At 71.4% G+C, this 13919-nt stretch carries 10 protein-coding genes and 1 pseudogene; 6 read left to right on the plus strand and 5 right to left on the minus strand.

Annotated features, from left to right (window positions below; translation table 11 throughout):
• Positions 1 to 41 precede the first annotated feature (41 nt).
• Both dnaG and rpoD read left to right on the plus strand, forming a co-directional pair.
• Positions 42 to 1907 (plus strand): DNA primase, encoded by a 1866-nt coding sequence (gene dnaG / locus GHC57_RS05565; RefSeq protein WP_153342035.1) that lies wholly within the window; start codon positions 42 to 44, stop codon positions 1905 to 1907.
• Between the two features lie 162 nt (positions 1908 to 2069).
• The gene (gene rpoD, locus GHC57_RS05570; RefSeq protein WP_153342037.1) at positions 2070 to 4142 is read left to right on the plus strand and encodes an RNA polymerase sigma factor RpoD; all 2073 of its coding nucleotides are present in this window, start codon (positions 2070 to 2072) and stop codon (positions 4140 to 4142) included.
• A gap of 263 nt (positions 4143 to 4405) precedes the next feature.
• Here the strand turns inward: rpoD and GHC57_RS05575 are convergent, their stop codons facing one another.
• The gene (locus tag GHC57_RS05575) at positions 4406 to 4972 is read right to left on the minus strand and encodes a hypothetical protein (protein WP_153342039.1); all 567 of its coding nucleotides are present in this window, start codon (positions 4970 to 4972) and stop codon (positions 4406 to 4408) included.
• Between the two features lie 51 nt (positions 4973 to 5023).
• Positions 5024 to 5269, minus strand: coding sequence for a CDGSH iron-sulfur domain-containing protein (locus GHC57_RS05580; RefSeq protein ID WP_153342041.1), 246 nt, complete (start codon positions 5267 to 5269; stop codon positions 5024 to 5026).
• A gap of 176 nt (positions 5270 to 5445) precedes the next feature.
• Here GHC57_RS05580 and GHC57_RS05585 point away from each other — a divergent pair, with 176 nt between their 5' ends.
• From GHC57_RS05585 to aguB, 3 genes and pseudogenes are all read left to right on the plus strand, one after another.
• Positions 5446 to 6408, plus strand: a complete 963-nt coding sequence (locus GHC57_RS05585) for a homoserine kinase (RefSeq protein WP_153342043.1) — start codon at positions 5446 to 5448, stop codon at positions 6406 to 6408.
• Positions 6409 to 6412: 4 nt separating this feature from the next.
• On the plus strand, positions 6413 to 6895 hold the full coding sequence (rnhA, locus tag GHC57_RS05590; protein WP_153342045.1) for a ribonuclease HI: 483 nt from the start codon (positions 6413 to 6415) through the stop codon (positions 6893 to 6895).
• A 5-nt stretch (positions 6896 to 6900) separates the two neighbouring features.
• Positions 6901 to 7794 (plus strand): annotated as a pseudogene (aguB, locus tag GHC57_RS05595) (N-carbamoylputrescine amidase).
• Here aguB and GHC57_RS05600 read toward each other — a convergent pair.
• Positions 7767 to 8807 carry an NAD-dependent epimerase gene (locus GHC57_RS05600; protein ID WP_153342047.1) on the minus strand — a complete coding sequence of 347 codons (1041 nt, stop codon included), beginning with the start codon at positions 8805 to 8807 and terminating at the stop codon, positions 7767 to 7769. The pseudogene aguB and the gene GHC57_RS05600 overlap by 28 nt on opposite strands.
• Positions 8808 to 9063: 256 nt before the next feature.
• Here GHC57_RS05600 and GHC57_RS05605 point away from each other — a divergent pair, with 256 nt between their 5' ends.
• Complete coding sequence (locus GHC57_RS05605; protein ID WP_153342049.1) at positions 9064 to 11139, plus strand: hypothetical protein; 2076 nt, start codon at positions 9064 to 9066, stop codon at positions 11137 to 11139.
• 19 nt (positions 11140 to 11158) lie between these two features.
• Here GHC57_RS05605 and GHC57_RS05610 read toward each other — a convergent pair whose 3' ends face one another.
• Both GHC57_RS05610 and GHC57_RS05615 read right to left on the minus strand, forming a co-directional pair.
• A complete protein-coding gene (locus tag GHC57_RS05610; protein WP_153342051.1) occupies positions 11159 to 13135 on the minus strand; it encodes a CHASE2 domain-containing protein in 1977 nt (658 codons plus the stop codon).
• Positions 13136 to 13194: 59 nt separating this feature from the next.
• Positions 13195 to 13848, minus strand: a complete 654-nt coding sequence (locus GHC57_RS05615; RefSeq protein WP_153342053.1) for a FecR family protein — start codon at positions 13846 to 13848, stop codon at positions 13195 to 13197.
• Positions 13849 to 13919 lie beyond the last annotated feature (71 nt).

The raw sequence follows: 13919 nt of genomic DNA on the forward strand, positions 1-13919 counted from the left end.
CCGTTCCCCGTCCGCCCACGAGATCCGACCGGACCCCGCGCATGGCGCTGCCCAACCGCTTCATGGACGAGTTGAAGAGCCGCGTGCCCCTGGCCACGGTCATCGGCCGGCGCGTGCGGCTGATCCGCAACGGAAAGAACTACAAGGCCTGCTGCCCGTTCCACAACGAGAAGACGCCCAGCTTCCACGTCTACGAGGACCACTACCACTGCTTCGGCTGTGGCGCGCACGGCGATGCGATCTCGTTCGAGATGGCGACCGCTGGCCTGTCGTTCATGGAGGCGGTGGAAGCCCTCGCGGCCGAGGCGGGCCTTGAGGTCCCCCAGCCGGACCCGAAACAGCGCGAGCGCGAAGCCCGGGCAACCAGCCTTCAGGATGTGGTCGAGGCCGCCGGCGCTTTCTTCGAACAGCGGCTGCGCCTGCCGGAGGGGCGGGCCGGGCTGGACTACCTGACCCGGCGCGGCCTGGATCACGATACCCTCGCCCGCTTCCGCCTGGGCTACGCCCCGCCGGGCGGCGCCCTGCGCGCCCACCTGAAGCGCGAGGGCGTGGACGACGACGCCCTGGTGGAGGCCGGCCTGGCCGGGCGTCCGCAGGACGGCGGCGACCGCGCGCCCTACGACATGTTCCGGGACCGGGTGATCTTCCCGATCCGCGACCGCAAGGGGCGGGTGGTCTCGTTCGGCGGGCGCGTGCTGGGGGACGCCAAGCCCAAGTACCTGAACGGCCCCGATTCGCCCCTGTTCAGCAAGAGCCGCCTGCTCTACGGCCTGTACGAGGCGCGCGACGCCATCCGCGAGACCGGCGAAGTCATCGTGGCCGAAGGCTACATGGACGTCATCGCGCTGGCGGCCGGCGGGTTTCCCCAGGCCGTGGCGCCGCTGGGCACCGCGCTGACCGAAGAGCAGATCGAAATGCTGTGGGCGCTGGCGACGGAGCCGGTGCTGTGCTTCGACGGGGACGAGGCCGGCCAGCGCGCCGCCCGCCGGGCCCTGGACCGCGCCCTGCCGCGCCTGGTGCCGGGCCGCAGCCTTCGATTCGCCCTGCTGCCGCCCGGCCAGGACCCGGACGACCTGATCCGCGAGCGCGGCCCCGCCGCCATGCGCGCGGTGCTCGATGCGGCCATCCCCATGGCCGACATGTGCTGGCGGTCGATGCGCGCGCGCCACCGCCTCGACACGCCGGAGCGCCGGGCCGCGCTGGAACGCGAGATCGAAACGACGGTGCGCACCATCGACGACCGGGGCGTCGCCCAGCAGTACCGGGCGGCGCTGCGCGACCGATTCTGGGCCGAGGTCCGCGCGGCGCGAGGGCTTCAGGGGGGGCTTCAGGGGGGACTCCAGGGCGGGCGCCGCGGCACCGGCGGCGGCGGGCGCCCCGCCCCCGCCCGCACCCTGCCGCTGGCCGCCGGTCCGGCCGGCGCGCTTCCGGCGCGGCGGCTGCAGGAATGCGTCCTGTTGCGGAGCGTTCTCAATCACCTGGAGATCTACGAGCAGGTTGCGGAGCGCCTCGGCATGCTCCCCTTGGGCGCGCCGGATCTCGAAAACATGCGCGCCGACCTGCTTGTGGCCTGCGATGAGCGACTCCGGATGGAACAGCCGCTTGACAGGGATGACATCCTGAACCATCTCAGGACCTCCGGTCATGGGACCACCATCGATCACGTGCTGGGACCCTCTGTCGGCCTGCATGCGGCCTTTTCGCGCCGCGCCGCATCCTCCGGGGCGGCACTTGAAGGATGGGAGCATGTGTATGCGCAGCATTGCCGGACGGCGGTTCTCGATGACTGCCGCGCTGCGGAGGAACGGCTGGCTCAAGACATGACGGAAGAGGCGCTGGCCCGTCTGAAGGCGCTGCAGGCGGTGCGGGCCCGATTGTTCGACCTGCCCGATGGGGAGGTGGGTTGATCCGTCCCTGACGGTCGCCACGTGCAGGTGTGGTGATGGGCGATCAGGACTGAAGACCACCGATCCTGGCGGACACACAGGACCCCCGCATCATGGGGTGCAGGCGGCGGACCGGGCTGGGCGGGCGCGGATCCCCGGCAAGACAAGCGGAGCGGAGTGCGAATGGCTACCAAGGCGGCGACGACGGCAGAAGCACGGGAATCGTCCGAGGAAGGCGGTGAAGGCCCCCTGCTGGACACCCTGAACGCGGCCGTCAAGAAGATGGTTCAGCGCGGCAAGGAACGCGGCTACGTCACCTACGACGAACTGAACCAGGCGCTGCCGCCCGACGACGTGTCCTCGGAACAGATCGAAGACACCATGGCGATGCTCTCCGAGATGGGCGTCAACGTGGTCGAATCCGAGGAGTCCGAGACCGAGACCGCCGAATCGGCGGAACCGGCCGAGGCCGTGGCCACCGGCAACATCAACGAAGACGAGATGGGCCGCACCGACGACCCCGTGCGCATGTATCTGCGCGAAATGGGGTCGGTCGAACTGCTGTCGCGCGAAGGCGAAATCGCCATCGCCAAGCGGATCGAGGCCGGCCGCGAGATGATGATCGGCGGCATCTGCGAAAGCCCGCTGACCATCCGCGCCCTGCTGCGCTGGCATGACGATCTGGTTGCCGGCAAGATGCTGCTGCGCGAGATCATCGACCTGGAAACCACCTACGACGGCAATGGCACCGGGACCGGCGCGGCCGCCGCCGGCGCGACCGGCGCCGAGACCGACTCCGACACCGAGTCGGGCGACGCGACGCCCTCGGCCGGCACCAACCCGGCCAGCGCCAACCCGGCCAGCGCCAACCCGGCCAGCGCCAACGACGACGACCGCACGGACGCGGACGCCCCGCGCAAGGCGGACGGCGACGACGAGAGCGACAGCGAGTCCGACGGCGAGGACGGCAACGGCGGCGAAGAGAGCAGCATCTCCCTGTCCGCCATGGAAGAGCAGCTCAAGCCGAAGGTCATCGAGACCTTCGAAAAGATCGCCGCCACCTACACCAAGCTCAAGAAGGTCCAGGACCAGCGCCTCGCCGTGCTGCAGAAGGGCGACGACGTGCCGGCGGCGACCGAAAAGCGCTACGACAAGCTGCGGCACGAACTCATCGACCTGATGGAGGACGTGCACCTCAACAACGCCCGGATCGACCAGCTCGTGGAACAGCTCCAGGATCTCAACAAGCGCCTGATGACGCTGGAAGGCCGCCTGCTGCGGCTGGCCGAGCGCGCCAAGATCAAGCGCCCCGACTTCCTGGACGCCTACTACGGCCGCGAACTGGACCCGACCTGGCTGGAGGATCTGAGTGCCCGGCCCGGCAAGGGCTGGCGCGACTTCGGCGTGCGCTTCGAGCGCGACATCACCGACCTGCGCGGCGGCATCGCCCAGGTGGCCGAGGTCTCCGGCCTGCCCATCCCCGAGTTCCGCCGCGTCGTCCAGACCGTGCAGAAGGGCGAGCGCGAGGCCACCATGGCCAAGAAGGAGATGATCGAGGCCAACCTGCGCCTCGTGATCTCCATCGCCAAGAAGTACACCAACCGAGGCCTGCAGTTCCTGGACCTGATCCAGGAGGGCAACATCGGCCTGATGAAGGCCGTGGACAAGTTCGAGTACCGGCGCGGCTACAAGTTCTCCACCTACGCCACCTGGTGGATCCGGCAGGCCATCACGCGCTCGATCGCGGATCAGGCGCGGACCATCCGCATCCCGGTCCACATGATCGAGACCATCAACAAGCTGGTCCGCACCAGCCGCCAGATGCTGCACGAGATCGGCCGCGAGCCGACGCCGGAGGAACTGGCCGAAAAGCTCCAGATGCCGCTGGAGAAGGTGCGCAAGGTGCTGAAGATCGCCAAGGAGCCGATCAGCCTGGAGACGCCCATCGGCGACGAGGAAGACAGCCACCTCGGCGACTTCATCGAGGACAAGAACGCGGTCCAGCCGCTGGATGCCGCCATCAACGCCAACCTGCGCGAGACCTGCACCCGCGTGCTGGCCAGCCTGACCCCGCGCGAGGAACGCGTGCTGCGCATGCGCTTCGGCATCGGCATGAACACCGACCACACCCTGGAGGAAGTCGGCCAGCAGTTCAGCGTGACCCGCGAGCGCATCCGCCAGATCGAGGCCAAGGCGTTGCGCAAGCTGAAGCACCCCAGCCGGTCGCGCAAGCTGCGCAGCTTCCTGGACAGCTAGTCCCGAATCCGAATGAGCCTGCAGCGGCGTCGGGGGCGTCGGGGCTCCGATCCGGAGGACAGGGAGGTCATGGTTCGTGCCTCAGCACGAGATCCTTCGCCCCTTCGGGCACTCAGGATGACGCTTTCCTCAAGAAGTGAGTCGTCCTGAGGGAGCGGAGCGACCGAAGGATCTCGTGAAGCGGGTTTTTCCCCTCAGTGACATTTGAGCGGTCATACGAGCGGCGGGAGAGTGTGACTCCCCCGCCGAGCGGCCTCACCGCATCACCGCCTCACGGGCCGTTGGCTGCGGTTGTACTCGGCCTGCTCCGGCGTGAGCTGGAACCCCACGTAGATCGGGTAATCCTCGGCGCTGTCCGTGGGGTCCATGGGCACGGTGATGCTCAGTTCCTCGCCCACATAGCGCACGCGGTCGGCGTTCGCGGGGAACGCCAGCGCGCTTTCGAACACGCGCTTGCCGCGCTCGCTGGGATAGAACCGAGGCAGGGCGACGAAATAGCGGACGTTCTGGGTCCGCGCGGTGGCCGCCGGCCCAAGCGATGCCGTCATGTCCAGCACCAGTTCCACCGTGACCGATCCCTCGTCGTCGTCGTACTGGCACTCGCCCTGATACCCGGCGATCTCCGCTTCCAGCACCACATCGGTCAGGTCACGGCCCGGCCCCTCCCGGAACTGCGTCACCTCGGACGACGTGGCCTCCACCCGGACGGGCGGGCACGGGCGATCCTCGGTGCGTTGGAAGACGCCACTGGAACAGCCGGCCAGAACGGCCAGCGCCAGCGGCGCCAGCAGGACGAGACGACGCGGACGGACGACGGGCGCAACGGTCATGGGACGGGTATCCGGATCAACGGGAGGCAGGAAAGAGGGACGGGACGCCGCCTAGGACAGCGTGGTGTGCGTGCCGTCGCAATAGGGCGGGGTCGCGGTCTGCTTGCAGCCGCACAGGAAGACGGTGTCCTCGGCCTCCACGGTCACCTTGCGGGGGGCAAGCCCGGTCCCCTTGTGGCCGCCGTCGCAGAACGGCTGCTTGGCCGAACGGCCGCAGACGCACCAGAAATAGGTCTTGCCGGGGCTCAGAGTCACTTCGAACGGATGGGAGGGCGGCGTCGGCTCGGTCTCTGTCATTCTGCAGCGCTCCGCAAGGTCAGGGACGGTCTGGAGCCGGTGCGCGGGAGTGGCGCCCGGACGGCGGATCGGCTACAACGCGCACATCCACCGGCGCCCACCATACCCGCCAGGATCACCACCGTCTGCCCCGAAAATCGCCGCTGTACCTGCCCTCCGGAGGCTCCGCCCGACCCATGGCCGTCTATACCGAAGTGACCGACGACGCTCTCGACGCGTTCCTGGAGCAGTACGACGTCGGCCGGCCGCTGTCGTGCAAGGGCATCGCCGAGGGGGTCGAGAACTCCAACTATCTGGTGACGACGGAAACCGGGCCGCTGATCCTGACCCTGTACGAACGCCGCGTGCAGCCGGGGGACCTGCCGTTCTTCCTGGGGCTCATGGACCATCTGGCGGGGCGCGGCATCCCCTGCCCCACCCCGATCCGGGGGCGCGACGGCCGAAGCCTGCGCGATCTGGCCGGGCGTCCGGCCGCGCTGATCGAGTTCCTGCCGGGCATGTGGCCCCGCCGCATCACGCCGCACCACTGCGACCGGCTTGGAACCGCGCTCGCCCGGCTGCACGAGGCCGGCCTGGACTTCACCATGACCCGGCCCAACAGCCTGGGGCCGGCCGACTGGCGGCCCCTGTTCGAGCGCTGCGCCGACCACGCCGACGACGTGCACCCGGGTCTCGCGGCGGAGCTGGACGCGGCCCTGGCCGACCTGGAGGCCGGGTTCCCGAAAGACCTGCCGACCGGCGTGATCCACGCCGATCTGTTCCCCGACAACGTGTTCTTCCTGCGCGACGAGATTTCGGGGCTGATCGACTTCTATTTCGCCTGCACCGACGTGCTGGCCTATGATCTGGCCGTCTGCCTGAACGCCTGGTGCTTCGAGACCCGGGGCGAATTCAACGTCACCAAGGCGAAGCGCCTGCTGGACGGCTACCGCGCCGCCCGCCCGCTGGACGCGGCGGAGATGGCGGCCCTGCCTGTGCTGGCCCAGGGCGCGGCCATGCGCTTCCTGCTGACGCGCCTGTACGATTGGGTCAACACCCCCGAGGGCGCGTTGGTCAAGCCCAAGGACCCGCTGGAGTACCTGCACAAGCTGCGCTTCCTGCGCGGGGTGGACGGGCCGGCCGCGCTCGGGCTGGCGTGACGGCATGGCGGACGACGCACGCAAGGGCGAGGTGACCCTGGTCACCGACGGCGCCTGCTCCGGCAATCCCGGCCCGGGCGGCTGGGGCGCGCTGCTGCGCTTCGGCGCGCACGAGCGCGAACTGTCTGGCGGCGAGCCACTGACCACCAACAACCGCATGGAACTGATGGCCGTGATCGTCGGGCTGGAAACGCTCAAGCGGCCCTGCCCGGTGAAGATCGTCACCGATAGCCAGTACGTGATGAAGGGCATCACGGAATGGCTGGCGGGCTGGAAGCGCAAGGGCTGGATGACGGCGGCCAAGAAACCCGTCAAGAACGAGGACCTGTGGCGCCGCCTGGATGCCGCGCTGGCGCCCCACACCGTCCGCTGGGAGTGGGTGCGCGGCCACGCCGGCCACCCCGAGAACGAACGCGCCGACGCCCTCGCCCGCGCGGCGGCGAAGGCGGTCCGCCCCGGTCAGAGGACCGACGCCCCGGAGGACTGATCCCCATGTCCACGCTCACCGTCGCCGCGACCCAGATGGCCTGCTCCGACGACCATGCCGCCAACCTGGATCGCGCCGAGGCCCTGGTGCGCGCGGCCGCCGCGCGGGGCGCCCGGCTGATCCTGCTCCAGGAGCTGTTCGAGACCCCCTACTTCTGCAAGGACCAGGTCGCGGACTGGTTTGCTGTGGCCCGCCCGCGCGACGGCAACCCGGTCATCGCCCGCTTCGCCGCGCTGGCCCGCGAGCTGGGCGTGGTCCTGCCCCTCTCCTTCTTCGAACGCGCCAACAGCACCTACTTCAACAGCCTGGTGATGATCGACGCCGACGGCGCGGTGTTGGAGACCTACCGCAAGAGCCACATTCCCCAGGGACCGGGCTACGAGGAAAAGTACTACTTCAGCCCCGGCGACACCGGGTTCCGGGTCTAGGACACCGCCGCCGGGCGCATCGGCGCCGCCATCTGCTGGGATCAGTGGTTCCCCGAGGCCGCGCGCACCTGCGCCCTGATGGGCGCGGCGGTGATGCTCTACCCCACCGCCATCGGCAGCGAGCCGACCGCGCCGGACCTGGACACGCAGGGCCACTGGCGCCGGGCCATGCAGGGGCACGCGGCGAGCAACATCCTGCCGGTGGTGGCCTCCAACCGCATCGGGCGGGAACAGGGCCGGACCTGCGCGCTCACGTTCTATGGCGGGTCGTTCATCACCGACCACACCGGCGCCCTGCTGGCGGAGGCCGACCGGGAAAGCGAAACGGTCCTGACGGCCACGCTGGATCTGGAGGCGAACCGCCTGTTCCGCGCCGGCTGGGGCCTGCTGCGCGACCGCCGCCCCGACCTTTACGGCCCGCTCCTGACGCTGGACGGGGGCCGTCAGGCGGATCGGCGCGGATCGCCGTAGAAGTCCAGGTACCACGCCACGAACCGGGCCACGCCCTCTTCGATCGGCGTACCGGGCGCATAGCCGGTGGCCGCCGTCAGGTCCGACACATCGGCCAGCGTGCCGGTCACGTCGCCGGGCTGCATGGGCATCATGTGCTTGTGGGCCTGCACGCCCAACGCCCGCTCCAGAACCGAAATGAAGGTCATCAGTTCCACCGGCCGGCCGTTGCCGATGTTGTGCACGGCGAACGGCGCGATCGGGCTGGTGGCCGGGTCCAGCGCCTGCGGCGCCTGGGGCGTACCGGCGGCCTCCGGCCGGGGCGTCGGCGGATGCGCGGCCGCCGCCAGGATGCCCGCCACGATGTCGTCGATATAGGTGAAGTCGCGGGCCATCTTGCCGTTGTTGAACACCTTGATGGGCTCGCCCGCCAGCATGGCCCGGGTGAACAGAATCGGCGCCATGTCCGGCCGGCCCCATGGCCCGTACACGGTGAAGAACCGCAGGCCCGTCATCGGCACCCCGAACAGGTGCGCGTAGGAATGGGCCATCGCCTCGTTCGCCTTCTTGGTTGCGGCGTACAGGGTCAGCGGGTGATCCGCGCCGTGGTGCGGACTGAACGGCTGGACCGTGTTGGCGCCGTAGACCGAGCTGGTGGAGGCGAACACCAGATGCTCGGGCGGATGGGCCCGCACCGCCTCCAGGATCGAGAAGAAGCCGACCAGATTGCTGTCCAGATAGGCGCGCGGGTTCTCCAGGCTGTAGCGCACCCCCGCCTGCGCGGCGAGGTGGATCACCAGGCGCGGCCGATGCGTCGCCATCAGGTCCAGAACGCCAGCCGACTCCGCCAAGTCCATGCGCACTTCGGTGAAGCCCGGCCGGTCGCGCAGCCGCTCCGCCCGGGCCTGCTTCAGACGGATGTCGTAGTACGTATTGAAGTTGTCCAGACCGACCACGGTCTCGCCGTGGTCCAGCACGGCGCTGGCCACGTGAAACCCGATAAATCCGGCCGTGCCGGTCACCAGTACCGTCATGAACGCACACCCTCGCCCAGTCTCATCCTTACGGCCCCTCATCCCAACGGCCGTTCACCCCAACGGCGGACAAGAGTGGCTCATCCACCGAGCGGCGCCGGCCCGCTCCCCCATCCGGCGACACCGTAGCGCCTCCGTGCCCGGTCCACCATGTCCAATCGGTCGGAGCGCCGGCCCTCGCGGGCCCCTCTGGGCGGAGCGGCCGCCCGCCCCCATGTAAACGGGGCCCCCAGATCACGCGGGAGATGTCCGCCCCATGACCGTGCTGACCGACATTGTCCTCTCGCCCCTGGTCCCGGCGGCGCTGTTGTGGATCCTGTCCGGCCTCCTGGTGGCGCTGACCGCCGTGTCCCTGTGGCGGCGGGCGCGCGGCGCCTGGGTGCGGGTGATCCCGGCCGTGGTGCTGCTGGTCGCCCTCGCCAACCCGCAGTGGATGGTGGAACGGCGCGAGGCCCTGAACGATGTCGCCGTGATCGCGGTGGACGAGAGCTTCTCCAACGGTCTGGGCGAGCGCCCAGCCCGGACGACCGAAGCGCTGGACCGCCTGCGCGAGACGCTGGACACCCTGCCCCGCCTTGATGTGCGCGTGGTGCCGGTCGCCGATGCCGCCGCCGACCAGGGCACCCGCCTGATGGGGGCCGTCGAGCGGGCGCTGGCGGATGTCCCGCCCGGGCGTCGCGCCGGGGTCATCGCGCTCACCGATGGGCGGGTGCACGATGCCGACGCCCTGTCGGCGGCCAGCCTGGACGCGCCGCTGCACGTCCTGCTGACCGGGGCCCCGTCCGAGCGGGACCGCCGCCTGATCGTGGAGGCGGCCCCCGGGTACGGGCTCGTCGGCCGCGCGGTGGACGCGACGGTGCGCCTGGACGACCCCGCCTTGCCCGACGGCACGCCGGTGCCGGTCACGGTCTCGCGCGACGGCCAGCCGGAAGGCATGCTCACCCTGCCCGCGAACCGATCGGAGACGGTCTCGCTGCCGCTGGAACACGCCGCCGACAACGTGGTGGAACTGCGCGCCGACGCGGCCGAGGGCGAGTTGACCGCCGTCAACAACAGCGCGGCCATCTCGGTCAACGGGGTGCGGGATCGGCTCAGGGTGCTGCTGATCTCCGGCGAGCCCCACGCCGGCGAACGGGTCTGGCGCAACCTGCTGAAGGCGGACCCGAACGTGGACCTGATCCACTTCACCATCCTGCGCCCGCCCCACAAGGACGACGCCACGCCCCTGCGCGAACTGGCGCTGATCGCCTTCCCCATCCGCGAGCTGTTCGAGGAGCAGCTTGAGAACTTCGACCTGATCGTCTTCGACCGCTACAGCCGGCGCGGGCTGGTGCCGCTGGGCTATCTGTCCAACGTGACGGACTATGTGCAGGGTGGCGGCGCACTGCTGCTGGCGGCCGGGCCGGAATTGAACGACGTCATCAGCCTGTACGACAGCGCCCTGGCCGAGGTGCTGCCGATCACCCTGAGCCGCACCACCATCGAGGACCCGTTCGTGCCGCGCCCCACCGAGGACGGCCGCCGGCACCCCGTCACCGCCGCCCTGCCCGGCCTGGAAGACGGACCGGACGGCCTGCCGGGCTGGGGCCGCTGGGCGCGCCTGATCGACGCCCGCCCCACCGGCGGCCGCACGCTGCTGTCCGACGCCAGCAACCGGCCGGTGCTGCTGCTGGCGCGCAGCGGCGAGGGCCGCGTGGGCCTGCTGCTGAGCGATTCCGCCTGGCTGTGGGCCAAGGGGGTGGAGGGCGGCGGCCCGCAGGCTGAACTGCTGCGCCGGGTCTCGCACTGGCTGATGAAGGAACCGGAGCTGGAGGAGGACGCCCTGCGCGCCCGCATGGTCGGCGACTCGCTTGAGATCACCCGGCGCGGCATGGACCCGGCGGCCATGCCCGAGAGCGTGACGGTGACGGGGCCGCGCGGCACGGAAACCACCCTGCCCCTGAGCGACCAGGGCGACGGGCGCGCGCTCGCCACCCTGCCCATCGACGCGCCGGGGGTCTACACGATCTCCGACGGCGACCGCACCACGGTCGCGGTGGCCGGCACGCCGAACCCGCGCGAGACCGCCGCCGTCACCGCCACCGCCGACCCGTTGCGCCCGCTGGTCGAGGCCAGCGGCGGCGGGGTCCACTGGCTGGCCTCGGACGGGCTGCCGGCCGTGCGCCGCGTCGTGGAGGGTCAGAGCACCGCCGGCCCCGGCTGGATCGGCCTGCGCGACAACCGCGCCTTCACCGTGGCGGGTGTGGACCAGACCAGCCTGATGCCGGTGTGGCTGGCCGTGCTGACCATCCTCGGCGGTCTCGGCTGGGCCTGGTGGCGCGAGGGACGCTGAGTCGGTCGCAGCACCGGCCTCACACCGCCCACAGGTCCAGCGGCGCGGAGCGCCCCCGCACGGTCCGTTCACCCAGCGCACGGAACCCCTCAAGCGCGGGCTCACCCATGGGGGCGACGGCCCGGGCCGCCGCCAGAAGGTCCCCGGAGACCAGGACCGCGCAGCCCTCGGTCTTGGTCATGCCCTCCAGGCGGCTGGCGATGGCCACCGTCTCCCCAGACAGGGTGAAGGCGAACTGCCGCTGCCCGCCCAGTTCGCCCATCAGAACGCGCCCGCAGTGCACCCCGACGCCGATGCGGATCGGGAGATGCCCCTCGGCCTCGCGCAATGCACTCCAGGCCCCCACCGACTCCGCCAGGCAGCGCGCCGCCCGCAGCGCGTTCAGGGCGAACGCGGGTGTGGGCTCGGGCGGGCCGAAGCTGGCCATGGCGCCGTCGCCCTGGAAGCGGTCCAGCACCCCGTCGTGATCGAACACGCAGCGCTCGACCACCGACAGGAAGGCGCGCAGCAGGTCCATGGCCTCGCGCGGGTCCAGGCCGTCACAGATGCGCGTGCTCTCGCGCATGTCCACGAACAGCACGGCGGCGTCGATCATGCGATCCCCGGCGAAGGGCGCATCGCGGTTGGCGAGTGACTCCACCATGGCCGGCGAGACATAGCGGGACAGGTTATGGCGCTGGCGCTCCATCAAGCGGCGGCGGCGCTGCTCACCCACCCGGCGCCACAATGCGCAGGGCACGAAGACCGTCGCCACCGCACCCACCGGAAAGGCCACGTTCAACCACATGCCGAGCGCCGTCAGCGCCCACAGCGCCGCCCCGCCCCAGGCCAGGGCGAGCCCCACCGCCACCCCCGCCGCGATACCGTAGGGCAGCAACAGGGCGGCGGTTCCGGCCAGCACGCCCCCGGCCAGGATCGCCGCCGCATCGGCGAGCGTGGCGCCTTCGCCGCGCGTGAGCATGCGTCCGCTCACGATGTTGTCGATCATGGTCGCCACATGCTCGGCGGCGGTCAGGTTCTCGGCGAACGGTGCGGGAAAGCGCGCCCCGAACCCGACCGCGCCGGCCCCGATCAGGACCAGCCGGTTGCGCACCGACTCGGCCGGCCCCCGCCCCTCGATCACGTCGATCAGGGACACCGTCGGGATGACGCCGGGCGGGCCATAGTGGTTCACGGCGATGCGTCCGGCCCGGTCCAGGGGGATCTGGAGCGGCCCGATCCGGACCCAGCGCCCCAGGGACACGGCAAGGTCCTCCGGAGCCACCCGCAGCGCCACCCGCGCGGCCTGCACCGCGAGCGAGGGATAGGCCGTGCCGTCCACGGTCACGACGGGATCGTGGTGGCGCAGCGCCCCGTCCGCATCCAGGATCAGCAGGGCATGCCCGGCCGCGTCGGCAGCCTGGAGAAGCGCCGGGCTCGGCGGCCGGACGGCATCGGCCCCCGGTCCGGCGCCCGCCGATCCATCCCGCAACACGACCCGATAGCCGTGAGCGTGCAGGCCGGGCACCGGCGGGGCGGCCACCGGGGCCCCCTGGGCGGAGACCACCACGCCGAAGGGCACGGCAACCGGCGACAGGGCAGCGTTCATCGCCTCCGCCAGTGACCGCGTGCCGCCATCGCCGCCCAGAACGCCCCGGATCAGGGCGGCATCGCTGGGCGCCAGCCGCGCGGCCAGGCCCTGCAGCACGCGGGCGGCCTCGGCCGGGACGCCCTCGGTGCGCCCCTCCAGCAGCAGGTTCAGGACCACCGCCCTTGCGCCCAGCCCGTCCAGCGCCGCCACGGCCCGCGCCAGATCGGTCCGCGCCACGGTGCCGCCGCCGAGGGCCGCCAACGTGCGGTCGTCCACCATCGCCAGCGCCACCGCGCCGCTGGCCGGCACCGGGCCGCGCAGGCGGAACCGGACGTCCAGGGTGACGGCCTCGACCTCGGCGGGCAGGCGCGCGTCCCGGGCGGTGACGTAAAGGCCCAGCATGGCGGCCGTCAGGGCCGCGACCATCAGGCCGGGCAGAAGGCGCCGGCTCAGGCCCCGGCTCAGGCCCCGGCTCAGGCCCCGGCTCAGGGCAGGGTCGTCCGGTCGTCGAAGGCCCGCACGCGCGGCGCGCCCCAGGTCGCCGGCGGTGTGGGCAGGGCGCCCCGGGCCACGTCGGTGCCCTCGCCCGGTCCGAGCTCGACCGTCGCACCCGCCGCCGCCGGGGCCCGCGCGGTCACCCCGACCCGGCCACTGAGCGTGACCACGGCGGTATTGAGCGCCGAAGCCTCCACGATGAATTCGGTGTTGCGGGCGGAGGCCACGGCCGTGCGGCTCTGCACCTCGAAGCGGTCCCAGGGGTCTCCCGGCTCCAGGCTGGCGCGGAAAATCCCCGCCAGCATGTCGAAGACACCGCGATCCTCGGCCCCCCGGGCATAGTCGGCGACGGTCACCCGGCTGCCGGGGCCGGCGGTCAGCGTGCCGCCGCCCTGCAGGGCGATGACCACCTTGCCGGCCTCGCCGGTCACCACCTGATCGCCGACCAGCACCGGATCGTCCGGCGCCAGCCGTGCGGAAACCCCGCCACGGATCACGGCGACGGCCCCGGAGGTGGCCTCCACCCGGCCGGCGGCGGCGTCCTCCTGCGCCCCAGCCGACCCGGGCGCGCCGGCCACCAGGGCAAGCGCGAGGCTCAGAACGGCCAGCAGGCCCGTGGGCCGCGCGGCGATGACACGAAACATGGCCGGTCTCCCCCTCCCCGATCCGCCGGCGCGCGGTCCGCGGATCGGACCGCCAAGCCATTGCGAAGACG

The organism is Roseospira navarrensis, from assembly GCF_009601025.1.
Classification (GTDB): Bacteria; Pseudomonadota; Alphaproteobacteria; order Rhodospirillales; family Rhodospirillaceae; genus Rhodospira; species Rhodospira navarrensis.